Raw genomic sequence first — 18435 nt, forward strand, 5'->3', positions numbered from 1 at the left:
CCGCCGTGCCGGGTCACTCCGCCGACGCCCGGATGGCGTCGAAGAGCGCCTGCTGCTCGTCGGTCTCGATGAACTCCTCGACCATGGGCGCGAGCGCGTCTGCGAAGGCGTCGGAGTCGAGCTCGTGGAACGTGGCGCCGCCCGCCTCCGCCTGCGCGATGGCGTCGTCGGTGGCGGTCTGCCAGAGCTCGGTGTGCTCGGCCCAGGTGGCGTCCCACTCCTCCTCGAACGCCGCGCGGTCCTCCTCCGACATGCCGGCGAGGCGGTCGGAGTTCACGATCACGTAGTCGGTGCCGATGAGGTGGTTCGTGCTCGTGAAGTGGGGAGCGACCTCGAAGTGGCGCTGGGTGAAGTACGACACGGCGTTGTTCTCGGCCGCGTCCACGACGCCCGACTGCAGCGCGCCGTAGAGCTCGCCGAACGCGAGCGGCGTCGCGGAGGCGCCCATGGCCTCGGCCATCGCGATGTGCAGCTCGGACTCCTGCACGCGGAGCTTCTTGCCGCTCAGGTCGCCCGGCTCCTGGACGGGGCCGAACGTCGTGTAGACGTGCCGCTCGCCCTGCGTGAGGCCACCGAGCACCGTGATGGCGTTGGACTCCTCGAGCGACGCGTAGAGGTCGCCCACGACCTCGTCGTCGCTCAGCGCACCCATCTGGTGGTCGATGGAGCTGAAGACCGTCGGCAGGTTGAGCACGCCGAAGTCGGGGTTGAGGTTCTCGAGCTGCGTGCCGGAGACGACCGACAGGTCGACCGAGCCGTCGGAGACGAACTGCAGCGTCTCGGCCTGGGCACCGAGCAGCTCGTTGGCGTAGACCTCGATCTCGTAGCGGCCGTCGGTGGCCTCGGAGAGCCGCTCGCCGAAGCCCGTCAGCGCGATGTACGACGGGTGCTCCTCGGCCTGGTTGAGCGCGAGGCGGAGCGTGGTCGTGGTGCCTGCCGCCGGCTCTCCGGAGCCGCTGGGAGCAGCTGCGCCGCTGCAGGCGGAGAGCATCAGGGCTGCGGCGCCGACGGCGGCGACGATGCCGAGCGTCTTGGTGGTGCGCATGGTGTTCCTCACTGTGCGTAGGTGCGACCAGGAGGAGCTGGCGGGCATCGCTCGCAGGTTCGCATCATCGGGAACCCGCGGTGGTCCGGGGCTCGAGCACCACTGAAGCATGGATCGGGGCAGTTGTGCAACCGGTTGCCAAACTTTTTGGCAACCGGATGCCAACGCGTTGTCCGGGTCGTGGTGAGGGGCGCCCCCGACCCGGCCGCCGCATCCGGCCCGGGCTACGCTGGCACCGTGACCCAAGCCAACATCGCCGTCGTCGGCCTCGCCGTGATGGGCTCGAACCTCGCCCGCAACCTCGCCAGCCGCGAGGGCAACACCGTCGCCGTCTACAACCGCACCACCGCGAAGACCGACGACCTCATCGCCGCGCACCCCGAGGCCGGCTTCGTGAAGGCCGCCACGATGCAGGAGCTGGCCGACTCGCTCCAGCAGCCGCGCACCGCGATCATCATGGTCAAGGCCGGCCGCGCCACCGACGCCGTCATCGACGAGCTCGTGAGCGTGTTCGAGCCGGGCGACATCATCGTCGACGGCGGCAACGCGCTCTTCACCGACACCATCCGCCGCGAGGCCGCCGTGCGCGAGACCGGCATCCACTTCGTCGGCTGCGGCATCTCGGGCGGCGAGGAGGGCGCGCTCAACGGCCCGTCGCTCATGCCCGGCGGCACGGCCGAGTCGTACGAGACGCTCGGCCCGATCCTCACCGGCATCGCCGCGGTCGCCGAGGGCGAGCCCTGCGTCACGCACGTCGGGACCGACGGCGCCGGCCACTTCGTGAAGATGGTGCACAACGGCATCGAGTACGCCGACATGCAGCTCATCGCCGAGGCCTACGACCTCATCCGCCGCGGCACGGGCAAGAGCCCGGCCGAGATCGCCGACGTCTTCGACGAGTGGAACCGGGGCGAGCTCGAGTCGTACCTCATCGAGATCACCGCCGAGGTGCTGCGCCAGGTCGACGCCGCGACCGGCCAGCCGCTCGTCGACGTCATCCTCGACGCCGCCGGCGCCAAGGGCACCGGTGCCTGGACGGTGCAGACCGCGCTCGACCTGGGCGTGCCCGTCTCCGGCATCGCCGAGGCCGTCTTCGCCCGCTCGCTCTCCTCGCGGCTCGCGCAGCGCGCCGCCGCCTCCGACCTGCCCGGCCCCGCTGAGGCGTGGCAGGTCGACGACACGGATGCGTTCATCGAGGACGTGCGGAAGGCCCTGTTCGCGTCGAAGATCGTCGCCTACTCGCAGGGCTTCGACGAGATCGTGGCCGCCGCCGAGGAGCACGGCTGGGACATCCGGAAGGGCGAGGTCGCGCGCATCTGGCGCGCCGGCTGCATCATCCGCGCCCGCTTCCTCAACGACATCACCGACGCCTACGCCGCCGACCCCGACCTGCCGGCGCTCATCCTCGCGCCGTACTTCCGCGACGCGATGGCCGAGACGCAGGAGGCATGGCGCCGCGTGGTCGTCGCGGCTGCGCAGGCCGGCATCCCGTCGCCGGCGTTCTCGTCGAGCCTCGCCTACTACGACGGGCTCCGCGCCGACCGGCTGCCGGCCGCCCTCGTGCAGGGCCAGCGCGACTTCTTCGGCGCGCACACCTACCGCCGCGTCGACCGCGAAGGCACCTTCCACACCCAGTGGTCGGGCGACCGCACCGAGATCGAGGCGGTCGACACGCACTGACCGTGGCACGACCGAGGGCCGCTCCCTGCCGGGGGCGGCCCTCCGTCGTCCGTGCCCAGGTCGTGCGCGTCAGCGCCGTCCGAGTCAGGCGCTCGCGAGCTCCAGCCCGAGCGCCGCGGCGACCCCGGCGTGCTCGATGCGGCCCGCGCGCACGTTGAGGCCCTTCGCGAGCGCCGCGTCCTGCGCGAGCGCCGCATCCGTGCCGAGGTCCGCGAGCCGCAGCACGTACGGCAGGGTCGCGTTCGTCAGCGCCCGGGTCGAGGTCTCCGGCACCGCGCCGGGCATGTTGGCGACGCAGTAGTAGAGCGACTCGTGCACCGGGAAGGTGGGCGCGTCGTGCGTGGTCGGGCGCGAGCCCTCGAAGCAGCCGCCCTGGTCGATCGCGATGTCGACGAGCACCGAGCCGGGCCGCATGGCGCGCACCATGTCGTCGGTGACGAGCTTCGGCGCGGCGGCGCCCGGGATGAGCACCGACCCGATCACGAGGTCGGCGTCGGCGAGCTGCTCGGCGATCTCGAGCCGCGAGGAGTGCCGGGTCTGGATGCTCGTGCCGAACGAGGCCTCGAGCTGCCGCAGGCGCGGCAGCGACAGGTCGATCACGGTCACGTCGGCGCCGAGGCCGACGGCGTTGCGCGCGGCGTGCTCGCCCGCGACGCCGCCGCCGAGCACGACCACCTTCGCGCGGCGCGTGCCGGGCACGCCGCCGAGCAGGGTGCCGCGGCCGCCCGCCGGGCCCATGAGGTGGTAGGCGCCCATCGCGATCGAGAGGCGGCCGGCGACCTCGCTCATGGGCGCGAGCAGCGGCAGCGAGCCGTCGGGCAGCTGCACCGTCTCGTAGGCGATCGCGGTCGTGCCCGCGTCGAGCAGCGCACGCGCGCACTCGGGGGCTGCCGCGAGGTGCAGGTAGGTGAAGACGGTCTGGCCGTCGCGCATGCGGGCGAACTCGGGCGCGATCGGCTCCTTGACCTTGAGCAGCAGGTCGCCCTTCGCCCACGCCTCGTCGGCGTCGGCGGCGAGCCGCGCGCCGGCCGCGACGAACTCCTCGTCGGGGATGCGGGAGCCGAGGCCCGCACCCGACTGCACCCACACCTCGTGGCCGCGGCGCACGAGCGCGTCGACACCGGCGGGCGTGATGGCGACCCGCTGCTCGTGGGGCTTGATCTCGGTGGGGACGGCGATGCGCATGGGAGACCTCTCGTCTGGTTGCATCGATCATGGGAGAGGATCCGGCGATGCAGAGCACTCGCCGAAGCATTCGTCGATGGATGGGCGCATCTGGTGGAAAGATGCAGGCATGACTCCCGCAGCGCCCCCCGAGCCGAAGCCGTCGCAGCCCGTCGACGGACTCGACCCGGTCGACCATGAGCTCGTCGCCGCGCTGCGGGCCGACGCGCGCACCACGAACCGCGAGCTCGCGCGCGCGGTCGGCATCGCCGAATCGACCGCGCACGCCCGCGTGCGCCGCCTCGAGGAGCGCGGGGTGATCGCCGGCTACGAGGCGGTCGTGCGGCAGGAGCGGCTCGGCCGCGGGCTGCAGGCGCTCGTGCACGTCACGCTGCGCGCCGGCGCGCGCGCCACGATCCCCGACTTCGCCGAGCGGGTGCAGGCGCTCCCCGAGGTGAGCCAGGTCTTCTTCCTCGGCGGCAACGACGACTTCATCGTCCACGTCGCGGTGCCCGACTCGACGGGGCTGCGCCGCTTCGTCGTCGACCACCTCTCGGCCGACGCGACCGTCGCATCGACCCGCACGAGCATCGTCTTCGAGTACCGGCGCAACGTCTCGACCGCGGCCTTCTCCTAGCCCACCGGGACGGCCTCGAAGCGCTGGCGCGGCAGCGCGTCCGGGTGGTGCTCGCGCAGCCACGCCACGAGCCGCTCGCGCACGTCGGCCCGCAGCGACGCGAGCTCGCCGCCGTCGGCCGCGGTGACGAGCACCCGGACGCGCACGACGCCGCCCACCGCATCCGTCACCTGCAGCACGCTGTCGCGCCCGTCCCAGTGCGGATGGCCGTCGAGGATGCGCGCGAGCTCGTCGCGCATGCCGTCGACCGGCACGCTCCAGTCGACGTCGAGCTCGACGGCGCCCATGACCTCGCTCGAGGTGCGGGTCCAGTTCTCGAAGGGCGTGGTCGTGAAGTGCGTCGACGGCAGCACGAGGCGGCGGTCGTCCCAGATGCGCACCACGACGTAGGTGAGCGTGATCTCCTCGATCGTGCCCCACTCCCCCTCGACCACGACGACGTCGTCGACGCGGATCGCGTCGGAGGCGACCAGCTGGATGCCGGCGAACACGTTGCCGAGCACCGACTGCGCCGCGAGCCCCGCCACGAGCGACGCGACGCCGGCCGAGGCGAGCAGGCTCGTGCCGGCCACCCGCGCGGCCTCGAAGGTGAACAGCACCGCGCCGCACGCGATGACCACGACGATCACCGCGAGCACGCGCCGGAGGATCTCGACCTGCGTGCGCACCTTGCCGGCGCGGCGGTCGCCGTGCGCGACCCCGTAGCGCGCGAGCACCGCGTCGCCCGCGACCCGCAGGAGGCGAACGAGCAGCCAGGCGCCTGCGACGATCGCGAGGATGAGCAGCGCGTGCGCGAGCAGCGGCCCGCCCTCGCCCATCGCGCGCTGCAGGCCCGTCGCCGACGACGCGAGGCCGAATGCGACGAGCAGCGCGAGCACCGCGACCGGCCAGCGCAGCGGCCGCCGCACCGCGGCGATGCGGCTGCGGGAGCGCGTCGCGGCGGCGGCGCCGGCGACGAGCAGCAGGCTCGCCGCGACGGCTGCGGCGACCGCGACGCCGATGGAGATGCCCAGCAGGGCGAGGACGTCGATCACGGGCACGGGGCTCCTCTCGCTCGGGAGCGGGCCACGCTATCGCAGCCGCCCGGCGGCCCTGGTCAGCCCCGGGAGTACTCGAGCTCAGGCCGGCCGCGCGCGCCGTAGCGCGGGCTGCGCTCGACGTCGCCGGTCGCCGCGAGGTGCTCGAGGTAGCGGCGCGCCGTGACGCGCGAGAGCCCGACCTCGGAGGCGACCTCGGCCGCGGAGCGCGCGGTGCCGTCGGCGAGGAGCGCCGCGACCGCCTCGAGCGTCTCGGCGCTCAGGCCCTTCGCGAGGCCGGGGGCGTTCGTGGTGCGCAGCGCCGCGATCGCCTGGTCGACCTCCTGCTGCGTCAGTCGGCCCGCGCCGTCGAGCCGCTCGTGGTACTCGCGGTAGCGCTCGAGCCGCTCGGCGAGCGCCGCGAACGCGAACGGCTTGATGAGGTACTGCACCACGCCGACCGCGATCGCGTCGCGCACGGTCTCGAGCCCGCGCTCGGCCGTCACGGCGATGACGTCGACCAGGTGGCCCTCGGCGCGCATCCGCCGGCACACCTCGAGCCCGTGCCCGTCGGGCAGCTGCATGTCGAGCAGCACGAGCTGCATCGGCACGCCGCTCGCGGCCGCGTCGCGCATCGCCGCCATCGCCGCCGCGGCCGTGTGCGCGACGGCGGCGACCTCGAAGCCGGGGCATCGCCGCACGTAGGCGACGTGCGCGGCGGCGGTGCCCCGCTCGTCCTCGACGACGAGCACCCGGATCACGAGGGCGCCCCCGGCCTCGGCAGCAGCACCGTCACCACCGCGCCCGCGTGCCGCGCATCCGCGCCGCCGGGCTGCCCGATCTCGACGCTGCCGCCCAGTCGCTCGACCGTCTCGCGCACGATGCCGAGCCCGAAGCCGCGTCCGTGCGGGCCCGGCTCCTTCGTCGACCAGCCCGGCGCGAACGCCTGCTCGCGCCGAGCCTCGGGCACGCCGTCGCCGCTGTCGCTCACCTGCACCACGATCGCCCCGTCGTCCTCGTCGAGGTAGACCTCGACCCACGCGTCGGCGCGCGCGCCCGTGCCGATGAGGCGGCCGGCGCGCTCGGCGGCCGCGTCGATCGCGTTGTCGACGAGGTTGCCGAGCACCGTGACGAAGTCGACCGGGTCGATCCCGTGCGTGCCGGGCGCGAGGTGCGTCTCGACGTGCAGCTCGACGCCGCGCTCGTGCGCCTGCGCCGCCTTGCCGAGCAGCAGCGCGGCGATCACCGGCTCCTCGTCGTCGCCGACGACCCGGTCGGCGAGCCGCTGGCCGAGGTCCCGGCCGGCGGTCGCGACCTCGAGCGCCCGCTGCGGCTCGTCGAGCTCGATGAGGGTCGCGACGGTGTGCATTCGATTGCCGAACTCGTGCGTCTGCGCCCGCAGCGCGCTCGCGAGCGTGCGCACCGCGTCGAGCTCGCCGGTCATGCGCCGCAGCTCGGTGCGGTCGCGGATCGTGAGCGTCGTCGTGCCCGCGCGATCGGTCGCCTGCCGCTCCACGAGCAGCCACCGGTCTCCGACCCGCACCTGCCCGTGCGCGGCGAGCGCGTCGCGCACCCCCGCCGGCAGCGGCGCATCCGCCCCGATCGGCAGCGCCCGCTCGCCGAGCCCCAGCAGCGCCCGCGCGCGGTCGTTCGCGAGCACGACGGTGCCGTGCTCGACGAGCACGAGGCCGTCCTCCACCGAGTGCAGCGCCGCCTCGTGCGCGGCGAAGAGCCGTGCGAGCTCCTCCGGGCGCCGGCCGCCCGTGGCGCGGTCGAGGCGGCGGGCCAGCAGCCACGCGCCGAGCGCCGCCACCGCGAGCGCGCCGACGAGCAGCAGGCCCACCGCGAGCAGCCGCTCGACGACGAGCGAGCCGACCCGCTCGATCGTGACGCCGGCCGCGACGAGGCCGACGACGCGGTCGCCGTCCAGCACCGGCGTGACCGCGCGCACCGAGGGCCCGAGCGTGCCCGCGAACACCTCGGTGAAGGTCTCGCCCGCGAGCGCGGGCGCCGTCGAGCCGAGGAAGGTGCGGCCGATCTCGTCGGGGTCCGGATGCGTGTAGCGCGTGCCGTCCGGATGCATGACGGTGACGAAGTCGAGCCGCGTCGCCCGCCGGACGTCCTCGACGTACGACTGCAGCGCATCCGTCGCGCCCGCGACCGCGCCCGCCGGGTCGGCCTCGTAGCGCTCGTGCGCCTCGGCCACCGCCGCGCGCACCGTGGGCGTCGCTGCCATCGCCAGCGCGAGCTCCTGGCTCGCGAGCGCCGCCTCGCGCTCGTGCGCCTGCTGCGCGTCGAGCGCGAGCAGCCCGAACGCGGCGAGCGCGGCCGCCACGAGCAGCGCCGCGGTCTGCACGAACACGCGCGTGGCGATGCTCGCGGACCGCCACCATCGCCGCATCGCCGGGCCCCCTCCGCGTTCGCGCTGAGAACACTATGCACGAAACGGGCCCCGCGCCGAGCCGCGCCCGCAGGCTGGCCACTCGAGAGCACCGCGCAGTGGCGGTGCCCGATGCGAGGAGCACAGCATGGCAACGACGCCCAGCACCGACCGACCGAGGCTCTCGAGGCTGCGGCGGATCGACAAGACCCACTGGCTCTACATCTCGGTGATCGTCGCCGTCGTGCTCGGCGTGATCGTCGGGCTCGTCTCCCCCACCACCGGCGAGGCGCTCGCCCCCATCGGCAAGGGCTTCGTCGCGCTCATCAAGATGATGATCGCGCCCGTCATCTTCTGCACGATCGTCGTCGGCATCGGCTCGATCGCGAAGGCCGCGACGGTCGGCAAGGTCGGCGGGCTCGCGCTGATCTACTTCCTGGCGATGTCGACCTTCGCGCTCGCCATCGGCCTGGTCGTCGGCAACTTCGTGCACCCGGGCGAGGGCCTCAACATCGCCGGCGCCACCTACGAGGCCTCCGGCGAGGCCGAGACCACGACCGACTTCCTGCTCGGCATCATCCCCACGACGCTGTTCTCCCCGCTGACGGGCGAGTCGGTGCTGCAGACGCTCTTCGTCGCGCTGCTGGTGGGCTTCGCGGTGCAGGCGATGGGCGAGCGCGGCAAGCCGATCCTCACCGTGGTGAAGCACCTGCAGGCGCTCGTGTTCCGCGTGCTGACGATGATCCTGTGGGTCGCCCCCATCGGCGCCTTCGGCGCGATCGCCGGCGTGGTCGGATCCACCGGCTGGGGCGCGGTCGTCGCCCTCGCGACGCTCATGCTCGGCTTCTACCTCACCTGCATCGTCTTCATCGTCGTCGTGCTCGGCACGCTGCTGAAGCTCGTCACCGGCGTCAACATCTTCACGCTCATGAAGTACCTCGGCCGCGAGTACCTGCTGATCGTCGGCACCTCCTCCTCCGAGTCGGCGCTGCCCCGCCTCATCGCCAAGATGGAGCACGCGGGCGTCTCGAAGCCGGTCGTCGGCATCACCGTGCCGACGGGCTACTCGTTCAACCTCGACGGCACCGCGATCTACCTGACGATGGCGTCGCTGTTCATCTCGACCGCGATGGGCATGCCGATGTCGATCCCCGAGCAGATCGGCCTGCTGGTCTTCATGATCATCGCCTCGAAGGGCGCCGCCGGCGTCACGGGCGCCGGCCTCGCGACGCTCGCGGGCGGCCTGCAGACGTACCGCCCCGACCTCGTCGACGGCGTCGGCGTCATCGTCGGCATCGACCGCTTCATGTCGGAGGCGCGCGCGCTGACGAACTTCACCGGCAACGCCGTGGCGACGCTGCTGATCGGCACGTGGACGAAGCAGATCGACATGGAGCAGGTGCGCGGCGTGCTCGCGGGCGAGCGGCCCTTCGACGAGCGCACGATGCTCGCCGACGACCACGGCGCGGACGCCGAGCCCGACGCCGACGCCGAGCCCCTGGAGCAGCGCGCGCAGGCGGCCCCGGACGACGAGCGCGAGCTCGAGCCGAGCGCTCGCTGACCACGACGGGCCCGTGCGCCGCGCTGCGGCGTGCGGGCCCGTCCGCGTGTGCGGGCCCTGCCGCGCTCAGCGTCGCGCGACCGCCCGCACGGCCAATCCGAGCCCCAGCCACGCGGCCGCGGCGACGACCCCCTGCCACGGCAGCGTCAGCACGAGCACGGCGCAGAGCGCGATGCCGACGACCGGCACCCAACGGGGCAGCCACCACGGCACCGGGCGCGCATCCGGGTCGGCCGACGCCGCCGCCGGCCGCCCGGCGCCGCGCATCGCGCTCAGATGGGCGACCGCGTAGTAGGTGAGGACGCACGTCGAGGAGAAGGCGACCAGCTGCCCGACCGGCAGCAGCAGCACCGCTGCGGCCGCCACCGCGGCCGTCGTCGCCTCGGCGACCGCCGGCGCCTTCGTCACCGCCCAGATCGTCGACAGGGGGCCCGGGAGGTCGCGGTTTCGGGCCATCGCCAGCCCCGTGCGCGACAGGCCCGCGAGGATGCCGGTGAGGCTGCCGACGCTCGCGAGCGCCGCCGCGGCGAGCAGCGCCACGTGCAGCCATCCCGCGCCGACGAGATCGGCCACCGGCGTCGCCGACGACGCGAGCGCATCCCCCAGCCGCGCCGTCGTCGCCCATGCGACGAGCCCGTAGAGCACGAGCACGATCGCGAGCCCCGTGCCGATCGCGCGCGGCAGGGTGCGCACCGGGTCGCGCACCTCCTCGCCGAGCGTCGCCATGCGGGCGTAGCCGGCGAACGCGAAGAACAGCAGCCCGGCCGCCGGCAGGATGCCGAGCGGGCCGCTCAGCGCCCCGTCGACGCGGTTGGCCTCCACCGGCGCGAGCGTGCCGATGCCCGCGTCGGATGCGGTGGGCAGGCCGAGCGTCGACCACACGAGCGCCGCCGTCACGAGCAGCAGCACGACGCTCACGATCGCGGTCGTGACGCGCACGGTGGAGCGGATGCCCGCCATGTTGACGAGCGCCAGGCCGATGATGAGCGCGGCCGCGAGCCACGGCGCGCCCTCGGGCCACACGTGCCGGGCGGCGATGAGCGCGATCGCGCCCGCGGAGGCGGTCTTGCCGGTGAGGAACATCCAGCCGGCGGCGAAGCCGACCGCGGGCGACACCTCGGCGCGCCCGTAGGCGTACGCGCCGCCGGAGACCGGGTGCCGCATCGCGAGCTGCGCCGTCGACATGGCATTGAGCGTCGCGACCGTCGCCGCGAGCAGCAGCGCCGCCCACAGCCACGGCCCGGCGAGCTGCGACGCGGGCACCCAGACGAAGAAGAGCCCGGCGCCGATCATCGAGCCGAGACCGACCATGATCGCGCCGGGGATGCCGACGCGGCGCTGCAGAGCCGTCACCCGCCCAACCTATGCGGCGCGGGTGAACGGTCGGTGCTGGAGCTACCGCCCCACCGCGCCGCGCAACCTCCGCCGCGGCCGACCTTCTCCAGCACAACGCAAGCCCGCAGTGACGGAACCGCGGCGGATCCCGGATGCGTCGCCGATCGGGCGTGGAACGCGCGGCGCGGGCTTGCGTTGTGCGCTCGGCCCGCGGCATCTGGCCCGCGGGCGGGCGGTCAGCCGCGGACGAGCTCGACCAGCACCTCGGCGTGGCCGGTGTGCGGGAACATGTCGAACACGCGGCCGCGGAGCGGCACGAGGCTCGGCATCGCCTGCAGGTCGCGCGCGAGCGTCACCGGGTTGCAGCTCGAGTAGACGACGCGGCGCACCGCGCTCGCCTCGAGCCGCTCGGCGAGCTCGCCGATGCCGCGCCGGGGCGGGTTCACGACCACGAGCTCCGGCGCCCCCGCGCCCTCGAGGTCGACCGAGCCGGCGTCGCCGACCGAGAACGTCGCATCCGCGCCGAGCTCGGCCGCGCTCTCGCGAGCGGCGTCGATCGCCTCGGCCGTCACCTCGACGCCCGCGACCCGCCGGCCCGGCCGCGCCGCGTGCAGCGCGAAGCCGCCCACCCCGCAGTAGAGGTCGAGCACGCTCGTGGGGTCGGCCTCGTCGATCCACGCCGTCGCCTGCCGGTAGAGCGCCGCCGCGACCGCCGTGTTGGTCTGGAAGAAGCTGCGCGGGCGCAGCCGCAGCGGCACGTCGTTGACGCGCATGCGCAGCACGCCGTCGCCGGCGAGCAGCAGCTCCTCGTCGCCCTCGAGCACCGCCTTGTGCTCGGGCTGCAGGTTGACCGAGACGCTCACGAGCGGCAGGGCCGCGAGCAGCGGCAGGTGCTTGCGGATGCGCGGCACCGCCTCGCTCGAGCGCAGCACGAGCCGCAGCGCGAGCTCGCCGTCGGGCGAGGCGGTGAGGATGAGGTGCTTCAGCTCGCCGCGCCGGCTCGGCACGTCGTAGGGCGTCAGGCGCGCCTCGCGCACGAGCTGCTCGAGCAGCGGCATCGCCGCCACGATGGGCGGCTCGTGGAGCGGGCACGCCTGCAGGTCGATGCCGGTGCCGTCGGCGGCGAGGATGCCGATCGTCGGGGCGTCGACGGTGCCCGCGACCGCCATCTTGGCCTTGTTCCGGAACCCGCCGACGGCGCTGGCGTGCGGCGCATCCCACGCCATCGGCGGCAGCATCGCCTCGATGCGCGCCTGCTGGTCGGCCAGCTGGCGCTCGTACGGCGTCGGCAGCAGGGTGCAGGAGCGGCAGCGCCCGGCGTCGAAGTAGGCGCAGTCGAGCGCGACCGAGACGGGCTCAGTGGTCGGCATCGCTCGGCGACGGCCCTCCCGCGTCCTCGATGCGCTCGACGAGGAACGCGGCGACGACCTCGGCGCGCAGCCGCTCGACGTGCGACTCGAGCTGGTGGCGCTCCGTGGCCGACCCGCCGGCGCCCACGAGCGCGTGCACGCGCTCGAGGCGGTCGAGCTTCGCGTCCCACGCCTCCGCGCGCCGGCGCTCGGCTGCGTCGTCGGCGCTCGCGTGCAGGTAGGCGACGTGCTCGCGGAGCGTCGCGATGGTGGCGCCGACGTCGGCGGCTCCCCCGTCGTCGACCCGGGCGGCGCCGCTCGGCGCCTCGGTCGGTGCGGACGCAGCCGCGTCCGTGCGCTCATCGTCCTGACGCGGCCGGGTGCGCGCCTGGGCGACGAGGTCGCGCACGAGCTCCGGGTGCTGGCGCGCCCATGCGAGCGCGGCGGGGCCGTACTGCTTGGCGAGGTGCGGGGCCTCCCGCAGCACGAGAGCCAGCCATGGCGGGATGGGCATGCGAGCCTCCGGAGATGGGCTAGGCGGCGCCGTCGAACAGGCTCGTGACCGAGCCGTCCTCGAAGACCTCGGTGATGGCCCGCGCGAGCAGCGGCGCGATCGAGAGCACCTGCAGCTTCTCGAAGCGCTGCTCGTCGCGCAGCGGCAGGGTGTCGGTGACGACCACCTTGTCGATGAAGTCGGAGTTGAGGATCTCGGGCGCGGGGTCGGAGAAGATCGCGTGCGTCGCCGCCACCACGACCCCTGTCGCGCCGTTCTTCTTCAGCGCCTCGGCGGCCTTCACGATGGTGCGGCCGGTGTCGATCATGTCGTCGACGAGGAGGCACACGCGCCCCTCGACCGTGCCGACGATCTCGTGCACCGACACCTGGTTCGGCACGAGCGGGTCGCGGCGTTTGTGGATGATCGCGAGCGGCACGCCCAGCTTGTCGCTCCAGACGTCGGCGACGCGCACGCGGCCCATGTCGGGCGAGACGACCGTGAGCGTCTCGGGGTCGATCGTGTGCTGGAAGTGCTCGAGCAGCACGGGCATCGCGAACAGGTGGTCGAAGGGGCCGTCGAAGAAGCCCTGGATCTGCGACGCGTGGATGTCGATCGACATGATGCGGTCGGCGCCGGCGGTCTTGAAGAGGTCGGCGATGAGGCGCGCGGAGATGGGCTCGCGGCCGCGGCCCTTCTTGTCCTGGCGCGAGTACGGGTAGTACGGCATGACGACCGTGATGCGCTTCGCCGAGGCGCGCTTGAGCGCATCGACCATGATGAGCTGCTCCATGAGCCACTCGTTCACGGGCCGGCCGTACGACTGCAGGATGAACGCGTCCGAGCCTCGCACCGAGCCCTCGAAGCGGGCGTAGATCTCGCCGTTCGCGAACGTGCGGCTGTCGACGTCCATGAGCTCGGTGCCGATCTCGCGGGCCACCGCCCTCGCCAGCTCGGGGTGCGACCTGCCGGTCGCGAGCACGAGGTGCTTGCGGTTCTTCGCGACGATCGATCCCACTCGGGTGCCTCCTAGGCCTCAGGTGCTTCCGTGCTCGCCGCCGCTGCCGCGTCAGCTGCCTTCGATCCGGGACGGTTCGCCTGGACCCAGCCCGCCATGTTGCGCTGCGGTGCGACCGAGATCGCGAGCGCGCCGGGCTCGACGTCCTTGCGGATCACGGCACCTGCGCCGGTCTTCGCACCAGCGCCAATCCTAACCGGCGCCACGAAGCTGTTGTGGACGCCCGTCTGCACCTGGTCGTCGATCGTGGTGCGGTGCTTGCGCTCGCCGTCGTAGTTGGCGGTGATGGCGCCGCCGCCGACGTTGACCCCGTCGCCGATCGTCGCGTCGCCGATGTACGACAGGTGCGGCACCTTGCTGCCGGCGCCGATCTGCGAGTTCTTCGTCTCGACGAACGTGCCGACCTTGCCGCCCTCGCCGATGACGGAGTTGGGGCGCAGGTACGCCCAGGGGCCGACGGATGCGCGGGCGCCGATCACCGACAGGGTCGCGTCGGTGCGCTTCACGACCGCGTCCTCCCCCACCTCCGTGTCGACGAGCGTGGTGTCCGGGCCGATGATCGCGCCGGCGGCGACGGCGGTCGCGCCGTGCAGCTGCGAGCCGGGCAGGATCGTGACGTCCTCGGCGAGCGTCACGTCGATGTCGATCCAGGTGGAGGCCGGGTCGACGACCGTCACGCCCTCGGCCTGCCAGCGGCGGATGATGCGGTCGTTCAGCTCGTGCGCCGCCGCGGCGAGCTGGATGCGGTCGTTGATGCCCCAGATCGCCCAGTGGTCGGCGGCCGGCACGGCCTGGATGCGGCCGCCGGCGGCCTGGATCCGCACCGCGGCATCCGTCAGGTACATCTCGCCCTGCGCGTTGGCGCGGTCGATGGTCGCGAGCGCCGAGCGCAGCGCCGCCGCGTCGAAGACGTAGATGCCGCCGTTGACCTCGTCGATGGCGCGCTCGGCGTCGCTCGCGTCCTTCTGCTCGACGATGCGCACGAAGGCGCCGGCCTCGTCGCGCACGATGCGGCCGAGGCCGGTCGGGTCGCCGAGGTGCGCCGACAGCAGCGTGAGCTGGTTGCCCTCGCGCTCGTGGCGCTCGACGAGCCCGCGGAGGGTGTCGGCGTCGATGAGCGGCACGTCGCCCGAGAGCACCACGACGTGGCCCTCGAAGCCCGCGATCGCCTCGAGCCCGAGCTCGACGGCGCGGCCCGTGCCGGGCACGTCGTCCTGGTCGGCGATCCGCACGTGCGGCGCGAACTCGAGCACCGCCTCCGCCATCCGGTCGCGCTCGTGGCGCACGACGGCGACGATGCTCTCGGGGTGCAGCTCGCCCGCGGTGCGCAGCACGTGCGCGATGAGCGGCTTGCCCGCGAGCGGGTGGAGCGGCTTCGGCGTGCGACTCTTCATGCGGGTGCCTGCGCCTGCGGCGAGGACGATCACGGCTACCTGGGGCACGGTCTCTCCGATCGGGACTTGCGGTTCGGCCCCAGGCTATCGGCGCGCGGCGGGCGGCGGCCCCTGGCGACCGCGCCACCCGTCGCGGGCGCCGCGCAGCATCGCGCGGGCGTTGGGGATGCGCGGCGCGGCGAAGGCGGTCATGCGGGCGAGCTTGAAGAGCATCCTGGGCACGTCCTGCGCCGTCCAGATGCCGGGGGTGCCGCGCCTGCGCCAGAGCGCGACGCGGTTGCGGGTCATCATGTAGAGCCGCAGCGGCGAGTGCACGAACATCGTCGCGCCGCCCGGCAGCTCGACCAGCTCGTCGCCGATCGTGTGCAGCATGCGCGCATCCGCCACCCCGACGAGCTGCAGCCCGGCGCGCTTGGCGCGGAAGCACCACTCCATGTCGACGCTGTCGATGAAGAGGCCCTCGTCGAACGGACCGGCCGCCTCGAGCGCCTCGAGCGGGATGAGGGAGCCGGAGGAGATGAGGAAGTCGACGTCGACGTCGCCGCCCGCGGGCGCGTCGAGCTTGCGGTTGAGCGGGAACCCGAAGCGCACGAACGGCGCCGTCTCGCCCGAGCGGGCGTCGACGAAGGTCGGGCCGACGGCGCCGAGCGGCCCGCGGGCGGCACGCAGGTCGGCATGGCGCAGCAGCGCGTCGACGCAGCCGGGCTCGAGCAGCGAGTCCTGGTCGAGCAGCAGCACGAAGCGGGCGCCCCGCTCGCCGGCGATCGCGGCGGCGCGGTTGTAGGCGGCGCCGAGCCCGGCGTTCGTCGGGCTGCGCTCGACGTCGACGCCCTCGGGCAGGCGGATGCGCTCGGTCCAGTGCGCGCCGTCGGCCTCGGGCGTCGCGTTGTCGAGCACGACGAGCGCCCCGACCTGCGCTGCGGCGCGCGCCAGCACCTCGCCGATCGCGCCCTCGTCGGGCCGGTACGTGACGGCGACGGCGACGACGTCGGCGGGGGTCGATGGCATGCCGTCCATCCTGGCGCACCGCACGCGGTGCCGTTCGCTCCGCCCTCGCTCCCTCCGGTCGCGACTGGCGGCGTCGCGAACGACACATCGGTGTCGTTCGCTCCGCCACCAGGATTCGAACCTGGACAAACGGCTCCAAAGGCCGCTGTGCTGCCGTTACACCATGGCGGACGGCACCGTCCAGGGTACTGGCGCGCCCCGGGCGGACGTGCGGCGGCGACATGGCACGCTGGGCGCACCATGACCATGCCGCCGATGCTCGTCGCCGAGGCCGATCCCGCGCGACGCTTCGTGTCGGGGTTCTCGCGCGGCCTGTCGTGGTTCGGGATGCTGATCTTCGTCGCGCTCGCGTTCGTCGGGCCCGGCTGGACGGCGCTCGCGATCGCGACCTTCGCCATGACGATCCTCGGCGAGCGGCGCATCCGCCGCATGCGGTGGGAGCTCGACGCGCCGAGCCCCGAGGGGCGCTTCCGCTTCGGTCGCGACGCCTCGCGCAGCGTGCGCGTCGCCGACCTGGGCGGCGTCGTCGTCATGCTCCACGCGGGCGCGCAGTCGCGCGGCATCCCCATCACCCGGCCGCACGAGCACTGGTGGCTCGTCGGCCACGACGGCGCGCTGCTCGGCGACGCCTCGTCCCAGGGGCTCGACCCGATGGCTCCGGAGCGCTTCGGCGCTGCGCTCGGGGTGCCGTTCGTGACCTTCGCCGAGGCTCGGCGCGCGGGCGCTCTGCCGCACGGGCTCCCCTGGTACGCGCTCCGCCCGGGCCTCGCCGTGGTCGTCGCGATCGTCGTCTCCGTCGCGGTGATGGCCGTCGTGCTGCTGCTGCCCACCTACTGGGCCTGACGCAGCCCCATGGGAGACTGACGCCATGGCAGCACCCCGCGGCGACGACGTCGACCGCATCATGGAGCAGTGGATGCGCGTGCGGCCCGACGCCGACGTCACCCCGCTCGCGGTGCTCAGCCGCATGACCCGCATCTCGCGCCAGCTCGGGCGCGTGCGCGCGGAGGCCTTCACGCAGGCGGGGCTGGAGCCGTGGGAGTGGGATGTGCTCGCGGCGCTCCGGCGCTCGGGCGGGCCGCTCAGCCCCAAGGACCTCATCGCCCAGACGATGGTCACGAGCGGCACGATGACGAACCGCATCGACAACCTCGTCGCATCCGGCCTCGTCGAGCGCGTGGAGGGCTCGACCGACCGCCGCGTGCGGCTCGTGCAGCTGACCGACGAGGGCGTCGACCGCGTCGACGTGGCGCTCGACGCCCTGCTCGAGTCGGAGCGGCGGCTGCTGCGGTCGATCCCCGCCGACGACCAGTCGCGCCTCGCCGAGCTGCTGCGCGTGCTCGCCGACGCGATGCTCTAGGGGGCGGGCGCCAGCGCCTGGGCGATCCTGCTCGTCACCCGGCCCACGGGCAGCGACGCGTCGAGGCGGAGCCGGTCGTCGGCCCACTCGTCGAACGCGGCCCGTCGCGACTCGACCTCCGCCCAGGCCGGCTCCGGGAAGCCGTCGAGGTCGCGGACCCGCTGCTCGAGCCGCCGCCGGTGCTCGGCGCGATCCTCGAGCAGCACCTCGGCGAACAGCAGCCGCGCCCCGGTGCGCGCGGCCAGGTCGCGCCACTGCTCGCGCGCCGCGGGGTGGTCGTTGACCGCGTCGACGACCACGGCGCCGCCGAGCCGCAGCTGGGCCTCGGCCACCGCCTCCGCGACGACGTAGGCCGCGAGGCCGGTGGGTGCGTCGCGCGGCACGCCGGCGCGCCACATGGCCGCCTCGAGCGGGTCGACCGAGACGAGCGTGCACCGCAGCGCCGCCGCGGTGGATGCCGCCACGGCGCTCTTCCCGACGCCCGGCAGCCCGGCGAGCACGATCAGAGCGGGCTCGCCGAGCGGAGGCCGCCCGGGCGTCATCAGTCGCGCCCGACCGGGATGCGGGCGAGCGCGAGCTCGGTGCGGAGCGCGCGCAGGCCCTCGAAGGGGATGCCGAGGTCGGAGGCGCGCGCGAGGCGCGCCCCGTCGTGCCCGATCAGCTCCCAGAGGTCCAGTGCCGGCCCGTACCCGCCCGGCACGTGCCCGAGCCGCACCCGCGCGATCGAGCGCAGCGGCGTGCGCGTGCGCCCGAAGGCGCTCCCGAGCTCGAGCACCGGCTCGGGATCCAGCTCGAGCGCGAAGCGCGCGGTGGCCGCCCGGACCGTCAGCAGCACGAAGACCACCACGAGCGGGCACGCCAGCACGGCGACGACCCAGAGCACCGTGCCGCGGTCGACGGCGTCCCAGATGCAGACGGCGGAGAGCGCCAGCAGAAGGAGCGCGAGCCCGACGTAGACGAGGGGCGGGCGCCCCTGCAGCCGCAGCGGCCGCACG

18 protein-coding genes and 1 tRNA gene are annotated in these 18435 nt (G+C 74.0%); 5 read left to right on the forward strand and 14 right to left on the reverse strand.

All coding sequences use genetic code 11. From position 1 onward, the window contains the following. Window positions 1–13 precede the first annotated feature (13 nt). The gene (locus J2X49_RS11020) at window positions 14–1045 is read right to left on the reverse strand and encodes a TRAP transporter substrate-binding protein (protein WP_310126175.1); all 1032 of its coding nucleotides are present in this window, start codon (window positions 1043–1045) and stop codon (window positions 14–16) included. A gap of 237 nt (window positions 1046–1282) precedes the next feature. Between J2X49_RS11020 and gndA the strand changes: the two genes are divergently transcribed. Next, window positions 1283–2725: an NADP-dependent phosphogluconate dehydrogenase gene (gene gndA / locus J2X49_RS11025; RefSeq protein ID WP_310126178.1), complete on the forward strand. Its 1443-nt coding sequence runs from the start codon at window positions 1283–1285 to the stop codon at window positions 2723–2725. An 84-nt stretch (window positions 2726–2809) separates the two neighbouring features. Here the strand turns inward: gndA and ald are convergent, their stop codons facing one another. Further along, window positions 2810–3910 (reverse strand): alanine dehydrogenase, encoded by a 1101-nt coding sequence (gene ald / locus J2X49_RS11030; protein WP_310126181.1) that lies wholly within the window; start codon window positions 3908–3910, stop codon window positions 2810–2812. Window positions 3911–4019: 109 nt separating this feature from the next. On the opposite strand from ald, the gene J2X49_RS11035 reads away from it, so the two are divergent. After that, a complete protein-coding gene (locus J2X49_RS11035) occupies window positions 4020–4526 on the forward strand; it encodes an Lrp/AsnC family transcriptional regulator (protein WP_310126183.1) in 507 nt (168 codons plus the stop codon). Here the strand turns inward: J2X49_RS11035 and J2X49_RS11040 are convergent. From J2X49_RS11040 to J2X49_RS11050, 3 genes are read right to left on the reverse strand one after another with little or no spacing between them, the layout of a single operon-like run. Beyond that, complete coding sequence (locus tag J2X49_RS11040; RefSeq protein ID WP_310126186.1) at window positions 4523–5566, reverse strand: mechanosensitive ion channel domain-containing protein; 1044 nt, start codon at window positions 5564–5566, stop codon at window positions 4523–4525. The genes J2X49_RS11035 and J2X49_RS11040 overlap by 4 nt on opposite strands. A 56-nt stretch (window positions 5567–5622) precedes the next feature. Further along, the gene (locus J2X49_RS11045) at window positions 5623–6303 is read right to left on the reverse strand and encodes a response regulator (protein WP_246991995.1); all 681 of its coding nucleotides are present in this window, start codon (window positions 6301–6303) and stop codon (window positions 5623–5625) included. After that, complete coding sequence (locus J2X49_RS11050; protein WP_310126191.1) at window positions 6300–7904, reverse strand: ATP-binding protein; 1605 nt, start codon at window positions 7902–7904, stop codon at window positions 6300–6302. Before J2X49_RS11050 ends, J2X49_RS11045 begins: the two co-directional genes overlap by 4 nt. A 166-nt stretch (window positions 7905–8070) precedes the next feature. Between J2X49_RS11050 and J2X49_RS11055 the strand changes: the two genes are divergently transcribed. Then, complete coding sequence (locus J2X49_RS11055; protein ID WP_310126194.1) at window positions 8071–9483, forward strand: cation:dicarboxylate symporter family transporter; 1413 nt, start codon at window positions 8071–8073, stop codon at window positions 9481–9483. 66 nt (window positions 9484–9549) lie between these two features. Here J2X49_RS11055 and J2X49_RS11060 read toward each other — a convergent pair whose 3' ends face one another. The 7 genes from J2X49_RS11060 to J2X49_RS11090 form a co-directional block, all read right to left on the reverse strand. Beyond that, complete coding sequence (locus J2X49_RS11060) at window positions 9550–10836, reverse strand: APC family permease (protein ID WP_310126197.1); 1287 nt, start codon at window positions 10834–10836, stop codon at window positions 9550–9552. A 218-nt stretch (window positions 10837–11054) separates the two neighbouring features. Continuing rightward, the gene (locus tag J2X49_RS11065; protein ID WP_310126200.1) at window positions 11055–12188 is read right to left on the reverse strand and encodes a methyltransferase domain-containing protein; all 1134 of its coding nucleotides are present in this window, start codon (window positions 12186–12188) and stop codon (window positions 11055–11057) included. Next, window positions 12175–12681, reverse strand: coding sequence for a hypothetical protein (locus J2X49_RS11070; RefSeq protein ID WP_310126203.1), 507 nt, complete (start codon window positions 12679–12681; stop codon window positions 12175–12177). The genes J2X49_RS11065 and J2X49_RS11070 overlap by 14 nt, the downstream gene beginning before the upstream one ends. Window positions 12682–12700: 19 nt before the next feature. Further along, window positions 12701–13678 (reverse strand): ribose-phosphate diphosphokinase, encoded by a 978-nt coding sequence (locus tag J2X49_RS11075; protein ID WP_128189261.1) that lies wholly within the window; start codon window positions 13676–13678, stop codon window positions 12701–12703. Window positions 13679–13689: 11 nt separating this feature from the next. Then, window positions 13690–15132 (reverse strand): bifunctional UDP-N-acetylglucosamine diphosphorylase/glucosamine-1-phosphate N-acetyltransferase GlmU, encoded by a 1443-nt coding sequence (gene glmU, locus J2X49_RS11080; RefSeq protein ID WP_396131324.1) that lies wholly within the window; start codon window positions 15130–15132, stop codon window positions 13690–13692. Between the two features lie 24 nt (window positions 15133–15156). After that, window positions 15157–16080: a glycosyltransferase family 2 protein gene (locus J2X49_RS11085; protein WP_310126207.1), complete on the reverse strand. Its 924-nt coding sequence runs from the start codon at window positions 16078–16080 to the stop codon at window positions 15157–15159. A 100-nt stretch (window positions 16081–16180) separates the two neighbouring features. Further along, window positions 16181–16251, reverse strand: a tRNA-Gln gene (locus J2X49_RS11090). 69 nt (window positions 16252–16320) lie between these two features. Here J2X49_RS11090 and J2X49_RS11095 point away from each other — a divergent pair. Together J2X49_RS11095 and J2X49_RS11100 are read left to right on the forward strand one after the other, a co-directional pair. Next, complete coding sequence (locus J2X49_RS11095; RefSeq protein ID WP_310126210.1) at window positions 16321–16923, forward strand: hypothetical protein; 603 nt, start codon at window positions 16321–16323, stop codon at window positions 16921–16923. A gap of 25 nt (window positions 16924–16948) precedes the next feature. Beyond that, entirely contained in the window at window positions 16949–17440 is a 492-nt protein-coding gene (locus J2X49_RS11100; protein ID WP_128189264.1) for a MarR family winged helix-turn-helix transcriptional regulator, read from the forward strand. Here the strand turns inward: J2X49_RS11100 and J2X49_RS11105 are convergent. Continuing rightward, the gene (locus J2X49_RS11105; RefSeq protein ID WP_310126216.1) at window positions 17437–17982 is read right to left on the reverse strand and encodes an AAA family ATPase; all 546 of its coding nucleotides are present in this window, start codon (window positions 17980–17982) and stop codon (window positions 17437–17439) included. The two genes, J2X49_RS11100 and J2X49_RS11105, sit on opposite strands and share 4 nt — an antisense overlap. Then, window positions 17982–18434 (reverse strand): hypothetical protein, encoded by a 453-nt coding sequence (locus tag J2X49_RS11110; protein ID WP_310126219.1) that lies wholly within the window; start codon window positions 18432–18434, stop codon window positions 17982–17984. Before J2X49_RS11110 ends, J2X49_RS11105 begins: the two co-directional genes overlap by 1 nt. Window position 18435: the final 1 nt, after the last annotated feature.

The sequence above is a fragment of the Agrococcus sp. BE272 genome, assembly GCF_031457935.1.
Taxonomy (GTDB): domain Bacteria; phylum Actinomycetota; class Actinomycetes; order Actinomycetales; family Microbacteriaceae; genus Agrococcus; species Agrococcus sediminis.

Bases quoted from the DNA above. Each gene is read 5' to 3' on its own strand.
- J2X49_RS11095 (WP_310126210.1), top strand. From the start codon at position 16,321: ATGACCATGCCGCCGATGCTCGTCGCCGAGGCCGATCCCGCGCGACGC.
- J2X49_RS11100 (WP_128189264.1), top strand. From the start codon at position 16,949: ATGGCAGCACCCCGCGGCGACGACGTCGACCGCATCATGGAGCAGTGG.
- J2X49_RS11035 (WP_310126183.1), top strand. From the start codon at position 4,020: ATGACTCCCGCAGCGCCCCCCGAGCCGAAGCCGTCGCAGCCCGTCGAC.
- J2X49_RS11105 (WP_310126216.1), bottom strand. From the start codon at position 17,982: ATGACGCCCGGGCGGCCTCCGCTCGGCGAGCCCGCTCTGATCGTGCTC.
- J2X49_RS11065 (WP_310126200.1), bottom strand. From the start codon at position 12,188: ATGCCGACCACTGAGCCCGTCTCGGTCGCGCTCGACTGCGCCTACTTC.
- J2X49_RS11085 (WP_310126207.1), bottom strand. From the start codon at position 16,080: ATGCCATCGACCCCCGCCGACGTCGTCGCCGTCGCCGTCACGTACCGG.
- ald (WP_310126181.1), bottom strand. From the start codon at position 3,910: ATGCGCATCGCCGTCCCCACCGAGATCAAGCCCCACGAGCAGCGGGTC.
- J2X49_RS11070 (WP_310126203.1), bottom strand. From the start codon at position 12,681: ATGCCCATCCCGCCATGGCTGGCTCTCGTGCTGCGGGAGGCCCCGCAC.
- J2X49_RS11020 (WP_310126175.1), bottom strand. From the start codon at position 1,045: ATGCGCACCACCAAGACGCTCGGCATCGTCGCCGCCGTCGGCGCCGCA.
- J2X49_RS11055 (WP_310126194.1), top strand. From the start codon at position 8,071: ATGGCAACGACGCCCAGCACCGACCGACCGAGGCTCTCGAGGCTGCGG.